The following is a 19,902-nucleotide window of genomic DNA, read 5'->3' as shown; positions in this document are numbered from 1 at the left end:
ATGACAAAAGTCGATCCCAAAAAATTCCATATCAAATCCTTTGGCTGCCAGATGAACGTCTATGATGGCGAGCGCATGTCTGAATTGCTTGTCGATCAAGGCATGAGCGCCGCCCGAAATGGCGCCGAAGCCGATCTTGTCGTGCTGAACACCTGTCATATTCGGGAGAAGGCTGTCGATAAAGTCTATTCCGATATTGGCCGCCTGCGCAGAAAAGACGGCTCAAGCCCTATGATTGCGGTCGCCGGTTGTATTGCCCAGGCTGAAGGCAAAGAAATTTCTCGCCGGGCACCGAGCGTTGATATTGTGGTGGGACCACAGGCCTATCACCGACTGCCCGAACTGATGGAGACCGCAAAATCTGGCAAAAAAGCACTCGATACGGACATGCCGGCCATTTCGAAGTTTGACGTCCTGCCGTCCCGCGGGAAACAGGCGCGCCCAACCGCTTTTCTGACGGTTCAAGAAGGCTGCGACAAATTTTGCACCTATTGTGTCGTGCCCTACACGCGCGGCGCAGAAATATCTCGCCCATGGTCTGACCTTGTTGATGAAGCCAAGGCTCTTGTCGATGGCGGCGCGCGCGAAATCACGCTGCTCGGTCAAAATGTCAACGCATGGACCGGTGATGACGAGAAAGGACAGCATCAAGGACTTGATGGCTTGATCCGAGCGCTGGACAAGATTTCGGGTCTGAAACGCATCCGCTACATGACCAGCCACCCCAATGACATGACCGATGGGTTGATTGCAGCACATGGCGATGTTGAAAAGCTTATGCCTTTTCTCCATTTGCCCGTGCAATCCGGCAGCGATCGCATTCTCAAAGCAATGAACCGATCACATAGCGCACAAAGCTATCTCACGATCCTGGAGAAGATGCGCAAATTGCGGCCGGACGTGGCTCTTTCGGGCGATTTCATCGTTGGCTTCCCCGGGGAAACCGATCAGGATTTTGAAGAAACATTACAAATTGTCAGAGATGCCAATTATGCGATGGCCTTTTCCTTCAAATATTCCCCCCGTCCGGGCACGCCAGCTGCGGGAATGGACGAGCAGATCGCACCCGAAGTTATGGACGAACGGTTGCAGAGATTGCAGGCTTTGCTCAACGAACAACAATATGCATTCAATCAAGACACCATCGGTCGCACCACCAATATTCTATTGGAACGCGAGGGTAAGCTTGATGGCCAGTTGATCGGCAAGACGCCATGGCTACAATCGGCCCATATCATTTCGCCTGATCTAAAAATTGGCGATATGGTTGAAGTCGAAATTACCAAAGCCGGGCCCAACAGCATAACCGGTCAGGTCAAGGAAAGAATGGCAGCCTGATGGTTCAAAAAACAAAGACAGGCACGACCGAAAATCTGACCAAACTCGACCTGGAATTCGAAGACCCCCAAATTCTAGCCAGTCTTTTCGGTGAATATGATCGAAATATTGTCACGATCGAAAGCCGGCTCGGTGTTTATATCGCCGCGCGCGGAACGAAATTGAAAATCGAGGGACATGAAGAAGCTGTATCTCAGGCCAGCGCGGTGCTGACGGGCATATACAACCGGCTAGAACAAGGCCAGGAAATCGATACTGGAGCGGTCGAAGCTATTATTGCCATGGCTGTGGACCCACGTATTGCCAAGGTCGCGAAACAATCCCGACCAGATGATGGCAATCAAAAAAGCGATGTCGCCGATGCGCCTAAGGTGATGATCCGAACGCGCAAAAAAACTATTTTTCCGCGTTCGGTCCGGCAGGCCCATTATATGGAAGCTCTCGCCCGCGACGATATGATTTTCGCGCTGGGACCAGCAGGCACCGGGAAAACCTATGTAGCCGTGGCACAGGCTGTATCCCAACTCGTAAGCGGCTCTGTCGATCGCTTGATATTGTCGCGCCCCGCGGTTGAAGCCGGCGAAAAAATCGGCTTCTTGCCTGGTGATCTGAAGGAAAAAGTCGATCCATTTTTGCGCCCTCTTTATGATGCGCTTTACGACACGCTTCCCGCAGAGCAGGTGGAACGGCGCATTGAGAGCGGCGAAATCGAGATCGCCCCCATCGCGTTCATGCGCGGGCGGACGCTATCCGACGCCTTTGTCATCCTCGATGAAGCGCAGAACACCACTGCCGCACAGATGAAAATGTTTCTCACCCGCTTTGGTATGAACAGCAGAATGGTGATTTGCGGAGACCCGAAACAGGTCGATCTTCCCAGGGAAGCCACGTCCGGCCTCGCTGATGCGGTCTCGAAATTGCAGGACATAGAGAAGGTAAGCGTCGTAAAATTTGGCGCCAGCGATGTTGTTCGCCATCCTTTGGTCGGAAAAATCGTTGAAGCCTATGAAGGCAAAGATGCTGCAGACTGAGCTGACCGCGTCTCCCGAATGGGAAAATCAAGAAGATTGGACAGACTTGGCTGCACGCTCTGCATCGGCCGCATTCAATGCCTCGCCCCATGCTGGTCTGTTGTCCGGAAGTTTTTCCCTCGAACTTAGTGTGAAGCTTTCCGACAATGCCGAAGTCCACTCTTTGAACAAGGCCTATCGCGGCAAGGACAAGCCAACCAACGTTTTATCCTTTCCTCAAGTACAGGCAGATTTGCTTGAAACATTGGCAAATACAGATGATGGAGAAGCTTTGCTGGGCGACATTATCCTGGCTTTTGAAACATGCCATGACGAAGCGAGCCAGAAGACCATTCCTTTTTCCGATCACGTCTCACATTTGATTGTGCACGGGACCTTGCATTTGCTAGGATATGATCATGAGAATAATGCCGAAGCCGCGCATATGGAACAATGCGAGACAAACGCATTGGCAACATTGGGGATTGCCAACCCCTACGCAGAAACAACGCAGAGTGAGTGAACAAAAAATAGAATGAACGACGCAGAAGATGATAATGGCACGGTCCGTAACAACGGCCAATCCAAGGAAGATGACGAGCCCGGGCGAATATGGCGGAGCCTGAAGGCTCTGCTTTTCGGCAATTCAGACGACAATAGCCTGCGCGCGCAGATCGAAGAAGTCATCGATGATCACGAAAACGACGCCGAGACCGATCCAAAAGGCAATCCGGATCTTTCCTCTCTAGAATTGGAAATGTTGCGCAACATGCTTCACTTCAGTGAGCATCGAGTCGATGACATTGCCGTACCCCGCGCCGATATGATCGCCATCGAAGCAAGTGCTCCGTTCAGCGATTTCGTGGATATTTTCTCCGAGCATGGCCACAGCCGTATCCCGGTCTATCGGGAAAATCTCGACGACATTATTGGCATGATACATATCAAAGATATTTTTGCGATCGTCGCCAAAGGCGGTAAGTTCCCTGACGACATCACCCCATTTTTGCGGCAACCCCGCTTCGTTCCGGAATCTATGGGCGTATTGGATCTGCTGGCGGAAATGCGCGCTACTCGCACCCATTTGGCCATTATCTTCGACGAGTATAATGGCACTGAAGGCCTCGTTACGATTGAGGATATTGTCGAAGAAATTACCGGCGAAATTGAAGACGAACATGATGATGAACCGGTGCCGATGCTGGTCAAGCTGGACGATGGCATTTGGGAAGCAGATGCGCGGGCTGAACTGGATGATGTTGGCGATGCCATTGATCCGGCGCTCGAGAAAATTGATGAAGATGTCGATACGATCGGCGGATTGTGCTTTGTACTCGCCGGACATATTCCAACGGTCGGCGAAAAACTGGAGCATCCGAGCGGCTGGATTTTAGAGATTACGGATGCCGATGATCGCCGCGTGACCAAGTTGCGCTTGCATCCACCTGCCCGAGCCCACAATTCGGAAGACTAGTTTCCAGCCAGTTTCTTTGCCCGATCCCGCCAATTTTGAGCCAGAACGGGGTTCTGCGACAGAGCATTGAGGTCCGCCGCCCTGCCCTTGTGCTTTCCACCAATGATCAAATCAAAGACCCGATCAAGCGGCCAATCAGGCAAGGGCCGATCCACTTGGATCAGATCATCTCCTGCCTTTATCAAGCCTTCCTCCAAAACACGGAAATAGCTCCCTGACTTGCCAGTTTGCACCACGGTTTTCAGAACATCCGTTTTTCCGAACCGGTGATTGAGCTTCCAACAAGGTTGACGCGCGTGGCTGCATTCCACGAGCGCTTCTCCCACCCGGAAAATATCGCCTAGACATAAGCGCGCCTCGGTCAGTCCCGTACAACTGAAATTTTCTCCGAATGCCCCCGGTTGATCAAGAATATCAACATCGGGATATCTTTTTTTCCAATAAGCATAATGTTCAATCGGATAGAGGTGAACAGCCTTATCGCGTCCCCCATGGTGCACCGGGTCCGCAACTTTATTACCGTCCAGACCTTCAAAACGCAGCATCACGGAACCATTGCTTCCATTCTTGGCAATTGCGCTCAATTCACCATCATCTCCAAAGGGTTTGGGCGTACCAATAAGGAGCTGTTTCAACTGGGTTTGGATCATTGTCGACAGCTAGCCGACCAAGTTCATATTGGCAATTCCGTCTTGATTATGCTTCAAGGCCCGAATGGAAATCAGCGACCTTCGCATTGCCCTTTACAGCGGCAATTATAACTTTGTCCGCGATGGTGCCAACCAGGCCCTAAATCGTCTGGTGGACTATTTGCTGCGTCAGGGCGCAGCTGTTCGGGTCTACTCACCCACAACCGATACACCGGCGTTTGAACCGACTGGAGATCTTATCAGCGTGCCGTCCGTCGCATTCCCGGGACGCGGAGAGTATCGTTTCCCCACCCGGATTTCGAGCGATGTGCGAAATGACCTGGCCGAGTTCAAACCGAACATCATGCAGATATCCAGTCCCGACCGGGTTGGACATAAAATGGTATCTTGGGCGCGGCGCCAAGACATTCCCATTCTGGCTTCTGTACACACGCGGTTCGAGACCTATCCGCGCTACTATAATCTGGCATTTTTGGAACCGGTTATAGAGGCAATATTGCGTCGCTTATATCGACGGTGCGACGCTTTGGTTGCGCCTTCTGAATCGATGGCCCAGGTGCTGCGCGATCAGCGGATGAACTATGATGTTGGGATTTGGTCACGCGGTGTAGACCGGGAAACCTTCAATTCCAACCGCCGTGATTTGGAGTGGCGCCAATCCTTTGGCATTGAAGATGATGTTCCGGTGATCGGTTTCCTGGGACGCTTGGTGATGGAAAAGGGTCTCGATGTTTTTTCAGACGCTATAGACGAACTGAAACGGCGCAAGGTCGCTCATAAAGTGCTCATCATAGGCGAAGGCCCTGCCCAGCAATGGTTTGAAGAGAGAATTCCTGGTGCCATTTTCGCCGGCTTTCAGCAAGGTAGCGATCTTGGTCGGGCGGTTGCCAGCATGGATATGTTGTTCAATCCATCCGTTACCGAGACCTTTGGCAATGTAACACTTGAAGCAATGGCCTGCGGATTACCGGTCGTCGCCGCAAAAGCCACTGGTAGTCAAAGCCTGGTGAAAGACAATGACTCCGGAAAATTGATCACGCCTGGCGCCATTCGTGCCTTTGCCGATGCGTTGCAGCTCTATTGCGAAAATCTCGACATCCGAAACGCCCACGGCTTGGCTGGTGAAAAGCGTGCTGAAGAATTCAGCTGGGATCAGATCAATGATGTGGTTGCCCAGACTTATATGCGACTGGTCCGCCAACGGCAGGCTGGCCATAGCCCCATCAAGCAAAACACCGTGCGCTAGACATGCAAGGTCTGTTTGACGAAAAAGATCAGCATGATGGACATTCGGACAATTCTCCAAATTCGCCTTTGGCCGACCGGCTCCGGCCCCGCCGATTAAGCGACGTCATCGGGCAGGATCACCTGGTTGGTGAAAATGGTACAATAGGTCGTATGGTCGCGGCAGGAAGGCTTTCCTCGATCGTCCTATGGGGGCCTCCGGGCACCGGAAAAACCAGTCTTGCACGGCTGTTGGCCGACCAGACAGACCTCCACTATAAAGCCATTTCAGCTGTTTTTTCAGGCGTAGCAGAACTGAAAAAAGTTTTTGCCGAAGCTGACATGCGGTTTCAGTCCGGTAAGGCAACCCTGCTCTTTGTCGACGAGATTCACCGGTTTAACCGTTCCCAGCAAGACAGCTTTCTGCCTTATGTCGAGAAGGGCACAGTGGTTCTGGTCGGCGCCACGACCGAGAACCCATCATTCGAACTTAACGCCGCCCTGCTCAGCAGAGCCCAGGTTCTCATCCTCAACCGGCTAGATACAATGGCGCTTGGCGAACTGCTGGAAAAAGCGGAAAAGCTCGAAGGAATATCCTTGCCACTAACCGCCGAGTCCAGAGAAGCCTTGGTCGCCAGCGCCGACGGTGATGGACGGTTTCTGCTCAATCAGGCGGAGACACTGCTTTCCCTCAACATAGCGGACCCGCTCGATCCATCACAACTCGCGAAAATTCTCCATCGCCGGATGGCGGTTTATGACAAAGACCGGGAGGGCCACTATAATCTGATCTCGGCACTGCACAAAGCAATGCGGGGATCTGATCCACAGGCCTCCCTCTACTATCTGGCGAGAATGTTGGTTGCTGGCGAACAGCCGCTTTTCCTGCTGCGCCGGATCGTTCGTTTTGCCAGCGAAGATATCGGAATGGCCGATCCACAGGCCCTCGTACAAGCCCTTGCTGCGAAGCAAGCCTATGAGTTTCTAGGAAGCCCGGAAGGCGAACTGGCGATCGTGCAGGCGTGTCTCTATTGCGCCACGGCCCCCAAGTCCAACGCCGCCTATAAGGCCCAGAAAGCGGCATGGAAATCAGCTAAAATTACCGGTTCGCTAATGCCACCGCAAAATATTCTCAATGCTCCGACCAAGTTGATGAAGGACATCGGCTATGGAAAAGACTATAGCTATGATCACGGTACGGACGACGGTTTCTCCGGCGATAATTATTGGCCGGACGAAATGCTAGCCGAACAATATTATCAACCCGTGGATCGAGGTTTTGAACATAAAATCCGAGAGAGACTGGACTATTGGGAGAAATTGCGTGCTGAAAAAATGGGTTAATATTGCTATTGTCAGCGCATTAGTTTCTTCTGGCGCAGCGGCCCAAAGCACAGAGCCTAGCCGCTATGACCGAGCGTTGGCGGCTGGTTATAAAGCCCAGTTCATCTGTTCCGGCCTGTGGAATGGCAACAAATCGCTCGCCGCCATCAAAGCCGACGAACTGACGGGAATCTATGACCGGATCGCGGACATTGTGCCTACTCTTGTTGAAGAAATCGACGAAAGTGAACGACAAGTTCGCGTCCGCTTTGCCGAAGACGCTCCCCCCCGCATTGCTATTTGGAACCGCAAGAGCGGCTGCACTTCCATGCCAATCGGCTTTGGCGGTATAAAGATCGGCGCACCGATCAAAGAGCGTGTTTTTCAAGACAATCGCCCGTGGCCGATGGGGGACCAGAATGCGGCGGCAAATGAACATCCAGCCTTTAAATCTGTTGCCAACCGCGCCTTTGCTCCCAAAGCTTTTGGCGGAAAGACCAGCGCTGTTCTGATCATCAAAAATGGTAAAATACTCACCGAGCAATATCAGAAGGGTCTCAACCTGCATACCGCGCAACGGACATGGTCCGTTGCAAAATCCATGGCTGGCACCTTGATAGGCCATTCCGTCCAACAAAAAATGGTCGACGTCCACGCCCCCGTCATGATCCCGGAATGGGAACGATTTGGAGAACCCCGGGTCGCCATGACAATAAATGATTTGATGCGAATGAGCAGCGGACTGGTCAGCGACACAGCCGGCAATCGGACCGATGCTCTCTATATGGGGGGCGCACTCGTCACCGAGCGCGCAACAGGTTGGCCGTTGCTTTTCAAACCGGGAACACGTTTTCGCTATGCCAATAACGATACGTTGCTTGCCATACATGCGGCCCGAGCGGAACATCTCGATCGGAAAGATAAGCTCGGAAACTACATGCCAGAAAAGCATGACTTTGATCCTTTCTCCTTTTTCCAGAAGCTAGGAATGACGCGGACTTACGCCGAGACAGACTGGGATGATAATTATATTCTTTCCAGTCAGGTCTGGACGACAGCACGGGATTTGGGCCGCATGGGTATTCTATATCTCAACAACGGCATGTGGAACGGCGAACGCTTGCTTCCTGAAAACTGGAGAGATTTCGTCAGCACAGCTTCAGGACCACAGCCTGAAGGACGCGCATTGGGATATGGCGCAACATTCTGGTTGATGAACAAGTCAGAATCCATTCCGAAGGATACGTTCGCGGCCATCGGCAATCGCGGACAATATCTCGTGATCATTCCTTCGCTGGACTTAGCAGTTGTCCGCCGCGGTTATGATACAAGAGAGGACCGTTTTGATCTGGAGGCTTTTGTCGATGCGATTGTAGAAGCAAATCGATCATGACCGCTTATCGTGCGGCCGTTTGTACAGCATTGACCGGACCGGACTCCATAGCAATCAAACAGCGAGAGGCCCCTCCCCTGAAACCCGGGCAAGTTCGTGTCGGCATTAAATCGGCAGGCCTGAATTTTCCCGATTTGCTGATGACATACGGTAAATATCAGTTTCGGCCCGATCCGCCTTTTGTCCCGGGTATGGATGCTGCGGGCGACATATTGGAAGTTGCTGCCGACGTCACCCATGTCGCTGTCGGAGATCGCGTTATGGCGGGATCCAAAGGCGGCACCTTCGCCGAGCAACTCGTCACTGTGGCGGAGCAATGCTCACTGCTCCCCGCTGCGCTTTCCTATGAAGATGGCTCCTGTTGGCGCACGGCAGCGGCAACGGCATGGAATGGGTTGATCGAGCGCGGACGCGTTAAAGCTTCAGAGACTGTCTTCATACTCGGCGCTAGTGGCGGTGTTGGCATGGCTGCAGTCAAATTGGCAAAGCTTGAGGGCGCCGTGGTTATCGGTACTGGTTCAACCCCGGAGAAAAGAAACCTTATTCTAAATGCCGGCGCTGACTTTGCATTGGACCCAAAGGACCCGGACTTGGCAAAGCGGGTCAAAGAGCTGACAGAAGGAAAAGGCGCGGATGTCGTTTACGACCCAGTGGGCGGCGACCTGGCCATTGCAGCCACACGATCAATCGCCTTCGGCGGACGATATCTCATCATCGGCTTTGCGAGCGGTACAGTTCCATCTTTTCCCGCCAATCATATTCTGATCAAAACATATGAAATCATAGGCGTGCGAGCGGGTGAGAGCCCCCGGAGAGATCCAGACATGGCAAAGCGTCAGAACATTGCTTTGTCGAAGCTTGCCGACCTGGGGGCCCTGCGCCCTCACATCTCTCACAGGTTCAACTTGGAGGATGTGACGGCAGCGCTGAAAACGCTGGAAAACCGCGAAGTGATCGGGCGCGCCGTCATAAATATCGCACCATAGTCATGATTTTGCATTTCGTTACATTCTGAGACGTCTAATCAAGGCCTCTGCCCTGTAACTTACCCCGCGAAAGTGTTAACGTTTGAAAGAATCGCGATGGGTCATTGCGAAAAACTAACAAAGGGGAACATGAAAATGGATGATTTAAGGATCGGAAATTACGCGCTCGATATGGATATCGCGAGCGACTGGGGGATGAAAATCGTCTCTGCAATATTGATCTGGGTTGTTACTTGGATGGTTGCCAAAGCCGTAAAATGGGCTTTTGCCAAACTGGTCGACAGCATTGCTTTCTTGCAAAGAGACAATGGTGGCGGAGATTCTGTTGGTGGATCGCTTAGTCGCATTGTCAGCTTGCTGGTCTGGCTCTTCGGTTGGATCGCTATCCTTACGGTTTTCGAACTGGATGCGGTTACCGCGCCACTTCAAGCCTTGCTTGATAATGTCATGGGCTTCATTCCGAACATTGTTGGCGCCGGGATCATCTTCTTCGTTGGTTCTATCGTTGCCAAGATTGTCCGTGATCTTGTCACCACTGCTATGCAGACCATTAACTTGGACAAATGGGCCAACAAGGCGGGTGCAGAGCAAGTCACCGGAAACTCTACGATTAGCAGCACAATCGGCACGGTCGTATATGTTCTGATCATCGTTCCGGTTGCCATCGCGGCACTGCAAGCTTTGCAGATCTCGGCCATCAGCGATCCTGCTGTCACCTTGCTTGAAACCATTTTGAGCGCCATTCCGTTGATTATCGGTGCGGCTTTGATCCTCGGCATTGCTTATCTCATCGCCCGTTGGGTTGGCGGCTTGGTCGGGGAACTGCTCCCGGGTCTCGGCGTTGATCGTTCGATTGATGCAATGGACATTTTGCCAGAAGGTAGCACTGCATCTTCAATCATTTCCAAAGTGGTGATGGTTGCAATCATGTTGTTCGCTGCAATCGCAGCAACGCAATTGCTGAACTTCCCGGAACTGACTTCTATTTTGGATAATGTGCTCGACCTTGGTGGACGCGTAATCTTTGGTGGTGTCGTGATCGTGATTGGCTTCTTCATTGCGAACCTGCTGGCGAAACTCATGGGTGACAATGCGCTTGCCGCAACACTGGTGCGTTATGCAGCTTTGCTATTGTTTGCCTTCATGGGCCTTCAGTTCATGGGTGTTGGCGAAGAAATCGTCCAAACAGCGTTTACCGCATTGGTCATTGGTGGAGCTGCAGCAGCAGCCCTCGCCTTTGGTTGGGGTGGACGCAATGTGGCTGGAAAGGTTCTGGAAAACATGACCAGCAACGTTTCAAAGCCAAAGGCACCCGCTGCGCGTAAGCCAGCTGCCAAACCAGCTGCCAAAAAATAGGCTCTGGCCAAATTGATAGAATAAGGGCGGGTCCGATGGGCCTGCCCTTTTCTTTTGCCCAGCGGATCCGCTAGAGCAGACCGGTGCGAAGCTTTTCCCAATTTACCTGTGTCGACTGGTCCGGTGCCAAGACCGAGCGTCCACAAGGTATTGCCACTGCCATCATAGGTCTTGATGGCCCTCCTGCCCTCTTGTCTCCAAGTCCACACTGGTCACGGGCTGATATTGTGGCCTGGCTTTTGGACCTGGCTCAGAAAGAAAAGGACATGTTGATCGGTTTTGATCTGTCCATGTCCTTCCCCTATCTCGACCAAAATTCCTATTTCCCGGGATGGAGCCGAAGCCCGAACCACGCGAAGGCACTTTGGGGCGAGGTGGACACGATATGCAGTAACGATCCCCATCTGACCGTCCACAGCTTGCTAAGTCATGATGAAGCGAGTCGGCATTTTCGTCATAGTCGGGACCATGTCGGTGATCTCTTCACTGGCGGCATAGGACGTTTGCGGGAGGTTGAGCGCTATCAACGCGCCACCGGACAAGCCAATAGCGCCAGTTGCTTCAATCTTGTGGGCGCCGCACAGGTTGGAAAATCTAGCCTTACAGGCATGCGGATGTTGCATCATCTTCAGGGCGCGATTCCGGTCTGGCCTTTTGACCCCGTTCCCGATCATGGCCCCGTCATTGTTGAGATATACACGACCATAGCTGCGCTGGCTGCCGGGCAACCCAAAGGACGAAGCAAGGTGCGGGATCGAAAGGCCCTCAAAAGGGCCCTTGAGCAGCTTAACGCATCCATGCCGACAAAATTGGTACATTATGATGACCATAGCACAGATGCACTTATCACGGCTGCGTGGATGAAGCAGGCAGCCCGCAATCCTGCGCTCTGGAACCCGCCAGCGATGAGCAAATCAATTGCCGAAAAAGAGGGCTGGACCTTTGGCGTGGTTTGACGCTAATAGCGCCCAGCAAATCCAGTGTATGCCGAATTAGCTCAGCTGGTAGAGCAACCGCCTTGTAAGCGGTAGGTCATCCGTTCGAGTCGGATATTCGGCACCACCCAGTCTTCTGCATTTGCGGTCTCCACAGATTCGCCAACACCAAAGGCTAGCTTGGTCGGAAGCCAGTTTTACCGGCTCTCGAAGCACCATGCGGTCGATGAAAGTTGTAGAAGCGCTCCCACCGATCGATTTTGCCCTCCAGATGGACGTCGCCTTTGTCCGATTTCTATTAGCTGGATTTCATGACATCCGTCCATTTTCCGGCGGCCTTGACTTGACCTTTTTCCAAGATGATCAACTGGTCCGAATGTTCCAGCGTTGGTAGCCGGTGACCAATCACAACAACGGTGATGTTGTCGTGCAGCTTGTCTAGCGTATCGCGAATGCGAGCTTCATTCTCAAGATCAAGCGCACTGGTAGCTTCGTCCAATATGATGAGGTCAGGCCGCTGAAGCATTGCCCTTGCCAAGGCGATGCGTTGCTTTTCACCTCCAGACAGGCGCTGGCCGGCATCTCCGACGATGGTTTCCAGCCCTTCGGGCAGGTCGAAAACAAAGTCCGCAGACGCAAATTTCAATGCACTCTTCAGCTCATCATCCGTAGCATTCCCATCGGCCCAAAGCAGATTGCTGCGGATTGTGTCGTGAAACAAAAAAACATCCTGCGGCATATAGGCGACTGACTTCCGCCAATTCAGCCGGTTTGTTTCGTCGAGCAAAATACCGTCAATTTCAATCGTGCCCGTATCCGGGGTCAACAACCCCATGATCAGGTCGGCCAAGGTTGATTTTCCCGAGCCCGATGTTCCCATGATTGCCGTGGTTTTTCGGCTCGGAATCTCGATTGTCATATCACTAAGCGACGGCTGCCCGCGGGTTTTATAGCTGAACGAAACACCAGACAATTTAAGCGATTTGTTGAAACTAATTTTGTCACCGAGATTCTGCGATAACGTCTCTTCCCGCTCGCCACCGGCAGCCCGCATCAAATTATGATAGTTTTCCAAAACTGCGTCGGAATGGAGAATATTGTTGATTTGGCTTTGCATCTCACGGATCTGCGGCGAGAGCCGAGAAAATATCAAAACCAAAATGAGCAGTGTAGGCAAGGAGAGATCGAAAGATGTAACCCCGATATAGAGAAGCATCACCATGAACAGGCTAACCAAAATTTGAAAAATAAAGGTCATTGCCGCGTTCAATTGGGCGAACTGCAATGTGCGATGTCGCAACGCACTACGAATTTTTATCATCAACTGGCTTTGACGCCCTTCACTTCTCAGGATTTTGATCAGCTTGATCCCAGCCAGGCCTTCCTCAACCGTCTGTTGAACCTTGCGGTTTGCTACACTCAGCCGTTTTCCCTGATCATGGGCAAGGGAATGCTGCCGCCGCATGGCAAAGAAAAGCCCTGCTCCCAAAGCAAGCGCAGCCAAAGTCAGCGGAAAGGAGAGGCTGAAAGCGACGAGGATATAGGCCGTGATCGAGAACGCGGAAATAATGAAGCGAACGGAAAACAGCAGAGCAGATCCCAGACGATTTATCTCATTTACCAACAAATTGGACATGTCTGATTTTTTCTGCGCGGTCAGCCATTCCCAGCGCGCTTCGAGTATCGCATCAAAACTTCTTGTGCGAAGGTCGTCCAGCAATTCCAGTCGGAAGCGTTCGGAAACGATAGTTTGGCTATACGAGATCAAAGCCCGCACTATATTGAGGGCCAGAAATGCACTCAAAAGCCCGACAAGCGTGATGGGGATGCCGACAAATGACAGGCCTTTAACGATGACCTCCACGATTCCAGTAGCTTCGGCTTGGGACTGCTGCAGCGCGCCCAGAAGCGGAACCAGGAGGATAATCCCGATTCCCTGAGTAATACTGGAAAGGAACAGAAGGGACGCGAAAAATAGCGACCGGGATCGCGAAAATCGCCACATCATCTCTAAATATGTCAGAATCAACATCTTGTCGGTTTAGTGCAAGCGCTGAACTAATCAATCTAAAGGCTTGCTGCGCGTTACCGGCTACCGCAATTTCAAGTCTCTCGAAACGTGGTCCGGTGATCAGGCAGCTTCTCACCAATTATAAAAATCTAACGGGCTCTAGCCTGCCGAGAGTCTCCAAGGTCTGGATATCCACGCAGAATTGACTCGACGAAAAAAAGCCCCACCGTTTTATCGGCAGGGCTTTATTATACTCGGTTTAAGCGTCTAGAATTTGATGCCAGCGCCAATGCCATAACGCCGGGGATCCAGCGTGAATATATTTGTGAACAGACCCGATGAAGCATCCGTCAAATAGAGACCGGTCGTCGAGTTGCTGTCAAAAATATTCTGAATGAAGGCACGAACAAACCACTTATCATCATTGCCGTTCAATTGCAGAGACGCATTGGCTTGCGCAAAACCATTGATTTTATTCACATTTCCATTGAAAACGCTGCCGAATTGGTCGCCGGTATAAGCGATGTCAACCCGCGGTACGAGCGTCCAACCGCTGTCAAAGTTATGGGTATATTGCACACCAGCTGAAACCTTCGCGACCGGTGCTTGGGGCAACGCATTGCCGCGCAGATTGACTTGAACACCGGGGCTCAAGACGGTTATGCCTGCGGGATCAAAGCCGGCTCCGATGGCTGCGGCTTGACCGGTAAGAACGGCACAAATCCCGAATGCACCGGTTGAGGCGATGCCGCCATCCGTTGGAAATGCCCCCGGTGCCTGCAATCCAAGCCCCCCGTTTATGGCTGCAACAAAGGCGTTCGCCCCCGCTCCATTGCCAGCAGTTCCTGGAACAACAGCACAATTGGAACCATTTGTGATGTCTTTGATGATGACTGAATCAGCCCGTCCACCACCCGGATCGCGTGGGTTACTAAACAGCTGATCTCCAACAACCTTTGTTTTCAGATAGCTGAATCCCAGGTTGATCATCCAGTCAGGGTCAGGCCGGACGACTGCTTCGAGTTCAACACCATAGATATCGGCATCAATCGTATCGTTGACCGATGTCCGTGCAATGATGCGGCTAAGCTGCAGCCCCTTATATTTATAGTAGAAAGCCGTCGCGTTAAGAACGAGCGCGCCTCCTGCAAAGGAGTTTTTCGAGCCAATCTCAAACGCATCGATTTGCTCTGGGCCGAAAGATTCGGACACCTGGAAAATCGGTTGCAGTGGTGGGTTAATGCCACCGGATTTATAGCCTCTCGAATAGGACGCATAGAGCAGATTATCATCCGTCATTTGCCAATCGATCACAAAACGGCCGGTGATCTCATCAAAGGCAACACTGCGCGTTTGCACCAACTGGTTCCCGGCTGTTCCCGGATCGGCATCAAACCCACCGACAAATGGGGAATCGAAGGCATTGCCCGTTTGTCCGAAGGGCACAAGGAAGCTGGCCAACGTGGAGCGAGCCGTGACTGTTTTCTTGTCATTATTGTAACGGAGACCACCGGTGATTTTCAGCGTATCTGTTATATCAAAATAGGCTTCGCCGAAAAGGCCATAGGATTTCAATTTGAAGAATTGCGTGTTGTTCCGGAAAAATGGCGTTCCCAAATAGCCAGCGCCACCGCCGAGAATACCCGCGATATAGTCGATCGCAAAAGTGTTCACATAATAGCTGTTTTCTGTAACTTTGCTCTCGGCATAGATACCGCCGAGCAGAAAGTTGAACGGACCATCCAGGTCGCTCGAAATAATCGCTTCAGCCGACCAAGATTCTTGATCCTGATTGGAACGATCGAGTGAAATCGGTGTATCTGCACAGATTCTGTTGCCGCCGTAGCTGCCGAGACCCGTTGGGTCTGTTTCCGATGTACAAAGTTGCGTTCCCGAAGTGACCGCTCCCAGAACCGGAGCGAACGCAGCAAGCGGGAAGCCTGGTTGTGAGAGAAATCCTAAGGTTCCCAATGCGGAATCAATGTCGGTCCGACTGAGAACCGATGTATTATAATCCTGCCGGGAATCGACACTGGTTTCCTGATAGGTTCCGGTCAAGCCAACCTGGATCGGACCGAAATTATGTTCCAAATGGCCCTGCAACTGCAGCTCATCGGTGAAATATTCCGGCGTAAAGTCGGTGCGGACCTGCCGGACATCATTCGGCTCAACAAATCCCGCGTGGCCATCGGGACCATAGAGGCTGTTCAGACCAAGTGCACCGGGAAGGCCGTTAATCGCGAAAAACTCAGATGATCCCAACGTGCCGGTAAAGGTTGCATTGGTATTGACCTTGTCGAAATCGCGGCGGCTGTTCAGACAACCCAGAACGCCTGTAGGATCCCGTTGACACAATTGTTTCTGAATACGCGCACGGTCGTCATTTTCGCGGAAGTAATAGGCCATCAGGTCGATTGTTGTGTCTGGTGTCGGCTCCCACTTGATCGAACCGCGCACCGCATACATGTCACGACCATCGATGCGGCTGTTGTCGAAAAGATTCTCGGTATAGCCATCGCGCTTCAAATAGAAGCCGGCAACGCGAAAACCCAGCGTGTCGCCAACCGGAACGTTGACCATCCCTTTGACTTTATAGGAATTAAAGTTGCCATACTCACCCTCAAGTGATGCTCCCAGCTCTCCTAGCTGAGGCTTGGCCGTAACCACATTGACCACACCGGATGTAGCATTCCGTCCGAACAAAGTCCCTTGTGGACCACGAAGGACTTCGACACGTTCCAGATCGAAATATTCTGTTTCGAACAGACGGGTTCCGAAAAGTGGTGAATCGTTCAAATGGATGGCGGTCGCAGAATCGCAGGAAACCCCTACGCAAAGATCGCCAATACCACGGATGGTAAAACTGGATGCTGTAAAGTTACTCTTCGTGAACGAGACATTGGGCAGCGTTAGCTGCAAATCACTAGCATTCTCGATCTGCTGGGCTTCCAATGCCTTGCTATCGAAGGCCGAAACGGCGACCGGCACCTCCTGAAGGCTTTGCGCCTGTCTCTGCGCGGTAACAATGATGACATTGTCATCAATCGCACCATCTTCTTGTTCCTGCGCCAAGGCAGGTGCAGACATTGTCGATATAGCTGTAGCGGCTAACAGTAGCGATTTACGCATTTCTCTCTCCCAAATCCCAACTCAAATTGTGGATAGTGACGCTTTTGCTCATCTCTCCACAGGACGGATAGTCAACTAATCACGCAGTTAAGTCCAGACTCTAATTGCAATTTCTGCATATCGACATTCTGTTTTTGCATCATTCGGCAGGTTTTGTGCGGAAGTTGGGCACAAAAAAGGCCCTGCCGGTTTCCCGGTAGGGCCTCTTTTTCGCGAAGATTTGCTCCGATTAGAACTTGAAGCGAACCACTGCACCATATGTGCGCGGAGCGCTTGGATAACCGGAAACCGTTCCAGCTTGCGCCACGCCATCAAACACAGTGGTAATGAATTGGTCGTTGAACAGGTTACGAACATAACCGCCAATTTGCAGACCATTGTCCAGTTTCAGCGTCATGGAACCGTTGACCAGATTGACCTCGCGATCAAAAATCTGGGTGTTGCCCAATCCAGCATTAAACGTTGGCAAGCCGTTGTTGATCGGCGTGTTGCTTTCATGGCTGTAATCGATACGCGTGATCAACATATTCCCGCTGCCGCCAAATTCATGCGAATAGGTTGCAGATGTTGAAATAGCCAAACTGGGGATGCCGGCTGGTTTTACGCCAGTCAAATCACCCAGAACGCTGCCCGGGAAGTCATCAAACAACGGATCAAGATAGGTCATTGCAAATGTGAAGACCAAGCCTTCAGTCGGGCTAATGGTGCTATCAAATTCGAAACCTTTGACCGATTGCTGACCAGCATTCTGCAAGGCAAAGCCGGTGCCGGTGAAGGCGAGGCTTTGGAAGCCTTTGATGGTTTGGTCGAACAATGCGAGGTTGAAGCCGAAGCCTTCCCACTGACCTTTGATACCAACTTCATAAACGGTGGCATTCTCGGGTCCTGCGAAGCGCGAACCGCTCCTCAGGTTTGGAAGCGCTAGACCGGCATCAAGGATTGGCGATGCCGGAGCAGCGAACGTTGAGCCACCCGGTCCTGCAACAAAATCGGCACTCGAAGGACGGCTATCACGCGACAGGTTGACCGAGCTCGCTTTGAAGCCCGTTGCATAGCTACCATAGACATTGACCTCATCTGAGATCGCATAGGCTGCGCGCAACAGATAGGTGAACTTGTCATCGCGAGTCCGGCCATCTTCAACCGCATTCGGGATGGTCAGGAAGGACGGCTGGAATTGAAACGCTGCCAAGCCAAGCAGCGGGTTCGCGGCAGAGGTTGCAGCAGCAAGCAGAGCTTGCTGATTGGCCGCCGGAAGTGCCTGGAATTGAGCCCGCGAGGTTACAGTGCCGCCGCTTGCGCCAACGATGAATGCATCAACCAAGTTGACCTGACCCAATGGATCGAAGCTTTGTTGGGCGAGTGCGAAGTCCTTCTTGTCGTCGGTATAGTTGAACCCGCCAGTGAAGACGAGGCCTTCAATCGGCTCGAAATCAACCGTGCCGAAGATCGAATAGGACGTATTGTCCATCGAAAACTGCTCGGCTGTGAGCAGCGGCGTGAGGAAAATGGATTCCTGAGGAAGGCCAAGGCCCGCTTCAACGCCGTTGAAAACGCTCGGGTTGCCGGCGATTACATCAGCCGGATTTCCGCCAGCCAATATTTCGAAAAAGTCACGAATTTGCGTGCCGTTTTCGATTTGACTGATCTGCGAGATGCTTTCGTCGAAATAATAGCCACCGAGCAGGAAGTTGATCGGACCATCAAAGTCAGAGGCAATCCGGAATTCCTGGGTTAGCGTTTTTACGCGCTGGTTGCGGGTTTCGTTCGCAACATCAAGACTGCTGTAATCGATGTCCGAAACGAACAGGTTCTTCAGCTCGCGGTACGATGAAATCGAGGTAAAGGAAAGTGCACCTGCTTCATAATCGACCTGAACAGAGCCGCCGTAATTGTCGACTTTGTTAATCGGAACCTGGTTGAGAAACGCATCATAGCTGAAACGATCGGTCGAGAATTGACCACCAAGCAGCTGAATCGCTCCGGCTGTTGGTCCAGCGACAACGGTCGTGACCTGACAGCAAATCTCGTTGATCCGCGAATAATCAGCAATCGCACGAATTTTAAGATCCGCTGTCGGTTCGAACAAAAGTTGACCACGGGCAGCCCAACGATTCCGGTTGTTCTGCTCTTCGTTCAAATTGACAATATTGGAGTAACCGTCACGGCTGTTGTAGCTACCGTCGATCGAAAATGCGATACTCTCTGACAGCGGGCCAGTAATATCGCCCTTCAGAACGACATTGTTGAAGTTTCCGTATACGGCTTCAACAGAACCACCAAAGTCGAACTGTGGTTCGCGCGTGATGACCGAAATAACGCCAGCGGAAGCGTTCTTGCCGAAGAGCGTCGATTGCGGGCCGTTCAGCACCTCGATACGCTCAACATTAGGAAGATCGGAGAGCGCAGCAGCTGAACGCGAACGGAAAACGCCGTCAATGAACACGCCCACAGATGGCTCAATGCCGAAGTTGTTGTCGCCGTTGCCAAAGCCACGAATGATGAAGGTCGATGCCGAAGATGTCTGCAACTGGCTAACACGCAAGGACGGCGTAACCGTCTGCAAGTCGAGCACGTCGCGAATTTGTGCGGTCTCGAGCGTGGCTCCGGTGGTAACAGAAACCGACACGGCGGTTTCTTGAAGAGTTTGCGCACGCTTGGTAGCAGTAACGATGATGACATTGTCATCAAATGTTTCTTCGCCCTGAGCATCCTGTGCATAGGCTGGTGCAGCGGCAACGACGCCACCAAGTGCAGTTGCGGCCAAAAACTTAGCGATTTTCATTTGTTTCTCCTGCGCCCCGAATTTGTCGTGAGCGTGAAATAAGTTTTAACAGATTGGCTAATTAATGGCTGGCCACTGATGCAAGTGGACAAAATAGTCCAGTGTATATGCCCCGAGCACCGCAAATTTTGAGCAATTTTTGTGGAAAGCCTGATATCGTTGCAACTAAGTCACAATTGATCCTAGTTCAGGTGATGGTGCCCCTGGCCCGACTCGAACGGGCACTCCTTGCGGAACTGCATTTTGAGTGCAGCGCGTCTACCAATTCCACCACAGGGGCACTTAGGC

14 protein-coding genes and 2 tRNA genes are annotated in these 19,902 nt (G+C 52.0%); 11 read left to right on the top strand and 5 right to left on the bottom strand.

Annotated elements, in window-relative coordinates; translation table 11 throughout:
* The 4 genes from miaB to ABJV08_RS10870 are packed head-to-tail and all read left to right on the top strand — an operon-like array spanning position 1 to position 3,822.
* Positions 1–1,338 (top strand): tRNA (N6-isopentenyl adenosine(37)-C2)-methylthiotransferase MiaB, encoded by a 1,338-nt coding sequence (miaB, locus tag ABJV08_RS10885; RefSeq protein ID WP_348039510.1) that lies wholly within the window; start codon positions 1–3, stop codon positions 1,336–1,338.
* A complete protein-coding gene (locus ABJV08_RS10880) occupies positions 1,338–2,369 on the top strand; it encodes a PhoH family protein (RefSeq protein WP_348039509.1) in 1,032 nt (343 codons plus the stop codon). Before miaB ends, ABJV08_RS10880 begins: the two co-directional genes overlap by 1 nt.
* On the top strand, positions 2,356–2,871 hold the full coding sequence (gene ybeY, locus ABJV08_RS10875) for an rRNA maturation RNase YbeY (RefSeq protein ID WP_348039598.1): 516 nt from the start codon (positions 2,356–2,358) through the stop codon (positions 2,869–2,871). The genes ABJV08_RS10880 and ybeY overlap by 14 nt, the downstream gene beginning before the upstream one ends.
* A gap of 12 nt (positions 2,872–2,883) precedes the next feature.
* The gene (locus ABJV08_RS10870) at positions 2,884–3,822 is read left to right on the top strand and encodes a hemolysin family protein (RefSeq protein WP_348039508.1); all 939 of its coding nucleotides are present in this window, start codon (positions 2,884–2,886) and stop codon (positions 3,820–3,822) included.
* On the opposite strand, the gene ABJV08_RS10865 is transcribed toward ABJV08_RS10870, so the two are convergent.
* Positions 3,819–4,472, bottom strand: coding sequence for an MOSC domain-containing protein (locus ABJV08_RS10865; RefSeq protein ID WP_348039507.1), 654 nt, complete (start codon positions 4,470–4,472; stop codon positions 3,819–3,821). The genes ABJV08_RS10870 and ABJV08_RS10865 overlap by 4 nt on opposite strands.
* A 64-nt stretch (positions 4,473–4,536) precedes the next feature.
* Between ABJV08_RS10865 and ABJV08_RS10860 the strand changes: the two genes are divergently transcribed.
* From ABJV08_RS10860 to ABJV08_RS10830, 7 genes are all read left to right on the top strand, one after another.
* Complete coding sequence (locus ABJV08_RS10860) at positions 4,537–5,718, top strand: glycosyltransferase family 1 protein (protein WP_348039506.1); 1,182 nt, start codon at positions 4,537–4,539, stop codon at positions 5,716–5,718.
* Between the two features lie 2 nt (positions 5,719–5,720).
* Positions 5,721–7,040 (top strand): replication-associated recombination protein A, encoded by a 1,320-nt coding sequence (locus tag ABJV08_RS10855; RefSeq protein WP_348039505.1) that lies wholly within the window; start codon positions 5,721–5,723, stop codon positions 7,038–7,040.
* Positions 7,021–8,412, top strand: coding sequence for a serine hydrolase (locus ABJV08_RS10850; RefSeq protein ID WP_348039504.1), 1,392 nt, complete (start codon positions 7,021–7,023; stop codon positions 8,410–8,412). The genes ABJV08_RS10855 and ABJV08_RS10850 overlap by 20 nt, the downstream gene beginning before the upstream one ends.
* A complete protein-coding gene (locus ABJV08_RS10845; protein WP_348039503.1) occupies positions 8,409–9,398 on the top strand; it encodes an NADPH:quinone oxidoreductase family protein in 990 nt (329 codons plus the stop codon). Before ABJV08_RS10850 ends, ABJV08_RS10845 begins: the two co-directional genes overlap by 4 nt.
* 135 nt (positions 9,399–9,533) lie before the next feature.
* On the top strand, positions 9,534–10,754 hold the full coding sequence (locus tag ABJV08_RS10840) for a mechanosensitive ion channel (protein ID WP_348039502.1): 1,221 nt from the start codon (positions 9,534–9,536) through the stop codon (positions 10,752–10,754).
* 83 nt (positions 10,755–10,837) lie between these two features.
* Positions 10,838–11,710 carry a hypothetical protein gene (locus tag ABJV08_RS10835; protein WP_348039501.1) on the top strand — a complete coding sequence of 291 codons (873 nt, stop codon included), beginning with the start codon at positions 10,838–10,840 and terminating at the stop codon, positions 11,708–11,710.
* 30 nt (positions 11,711–11,740) lie between these two features.
* A tRNA-Thr gene (locus tag ABJV08_RS10830) sits at positions 11,741–11,816 on the top strand.
* A 171-nt stretch (positions 11,817–11,987) separates the two neighbouring features.
* Here the strand turns inward: ABJV08_RS10830 and ABJV08_RS10825 are convergent.
* The 4 genes from ABJV08_RS10825 to ABJV08_RS10810 form a co-directional block, all read right to left on the bottom strand.
* Entirely contained in the window at positions 11,988–13,721 is a 1,734-nt protein-coding gene (locus ABJV08_RS10825) for an ABC transporter ATP-binding protein (protein WP_348039500.1), read from the bottom strand.
* Positions 13,722–13,967: 246 nt separating this feature from the next.
* Positions 13,968–16,829, bottom strand: coding sequence for a TonB-dependent receptor (locus ABJV08_RS10820; protein WP_348039499.1), 2,862 nt, complete (start codon positions 16,827–16,829; stop codon positions 13,968–13,970).
* A gap of 229 nt (positions 16,830–17,058) precedes the next feature.
* Complete coding sequence (locus ABJV08_RS10815; RefSeq protein WP_348039498.1) at positions 17,059–19,614, bottom strand: TonB-dependent receptor; 2,556 nt, start codon at positions 19,612–19,614, stop codon at positions 17,059–17,061.
* Positions 19,615–19,809: 195 nt separating this feature from the next.
* A tRNA-Leu gene (locus ABJV08_RS10810) sits at positions 19,810–19,894 on the bottom strand.
* Between the last annotated feature and the right edge of the window lie 8 nt (positions 19,895–19,902).

The organism is Parasphingorhabdus sp., from assembly GCF_039982395.1.
In the GTDB taxonomy this organism is placed as follows: domain Bacteria; phylum Pseudomonadota; class Alphaproteobacteria; order Sphingomonadales; family Sphingomonadaceae; genus Parasphingorhabdus.
The sequence above is the reverse complement of the archived record's forward strand: the minus strand, read 5'-3'. Positions and strand labels throughout refer to the sequence as shown.

What these genes read in the sequence shown, in the direction of transcription:
- ABJV08_RS10865 (WP_348039507.1), bottom strand. Translation starts at nt 4,472, where the DNA reads ATGATCCAAACCCAGTTGAAACAGCTCCTTATTGGTACGCCCAAACCC.
- miaB (WP_348039510.1), top strand. Translation starts at nt 1, where the DNA reads ATGACAAAAGTCGATCCCAAAAAATTCCATATCAAATCCTTTGGCTGC.
- ABJV08_RS10815 (WP_348039498.1), bottom strand. Translation starts at nt 19,614, where the DNA reads ATGAAAATCGCTAAGTTTTTGGCCGCAACTGCACTTGGTGGCGTCGTT.
- ABJV08_RS10825 (WP_348039500.1), bottom strand. Translation starts at nt 13,721, where the DNA reads ATGTTGATTCTGACATATTTAGAGATGATGTGGCGATTTTCGCGATCC.
- ABJV08_RS10855 (WP_348039505.1), top strand. Translation starts at nt 5,721, where the DNA reads ATGCAAGGTCTGTTTGACGAAAAAGATCAGCATGATGGACATTCGGAC.
- ABJV08_RS10870 (WP_348039508.1), top strand. Translation starts at nt 2,884, where the DNA reads ATGAACGACGCAGAAGATGATAATGGCACGGTCCGTAACAACGGCCAA.
- ABJV08_RS10845 (WP_348039503.1), top strand. Translation starts at nt 8,409, where the DNA reads ATGACCGCTTATCGTGCGGCCGTTTGTACAGCATTGACCGGACCGGAC.
- ABJV08_RS10860 (WP_348039506.1), top strand. Translation starts at nt 4,537, where the DNA reads ATGGAAATCAGCGACCTTCGCATTGCCCTTTACAGCGGCAATTATAAC.
- ybeY (WP_348039598.1), top strand. Translation starts at nt 2,356, where the DNA reads ATGCTGCAGACTGAGCTGACCGCGTCTCCCGAATGGGAAAATCAAGAA.
- ABJV08_RS10840 (WP_348039502.1), top strand. Translation starts at nt 9,534, where the DNA reads ATGGATGATTTAAGGATCGGAAATTACGCGCTCGATATGGATATCGCG.
- ABJV08_RS10820 (WP_348039499.1), bottom strand. Translation starts at nt 16,829, where the DNA reads ATGCGTAAATCGCTACTGTTAGCCGCTACAGCTATATCGACAATGTCT.
- ABJV08_RS10880 (WP_348039509.1), top strand. Translation starts at nt 1,338, where the DNA reads ATGGTTCAAAAAACAAAGACAGGCACGACCGAAAATCTGACCAAACTC.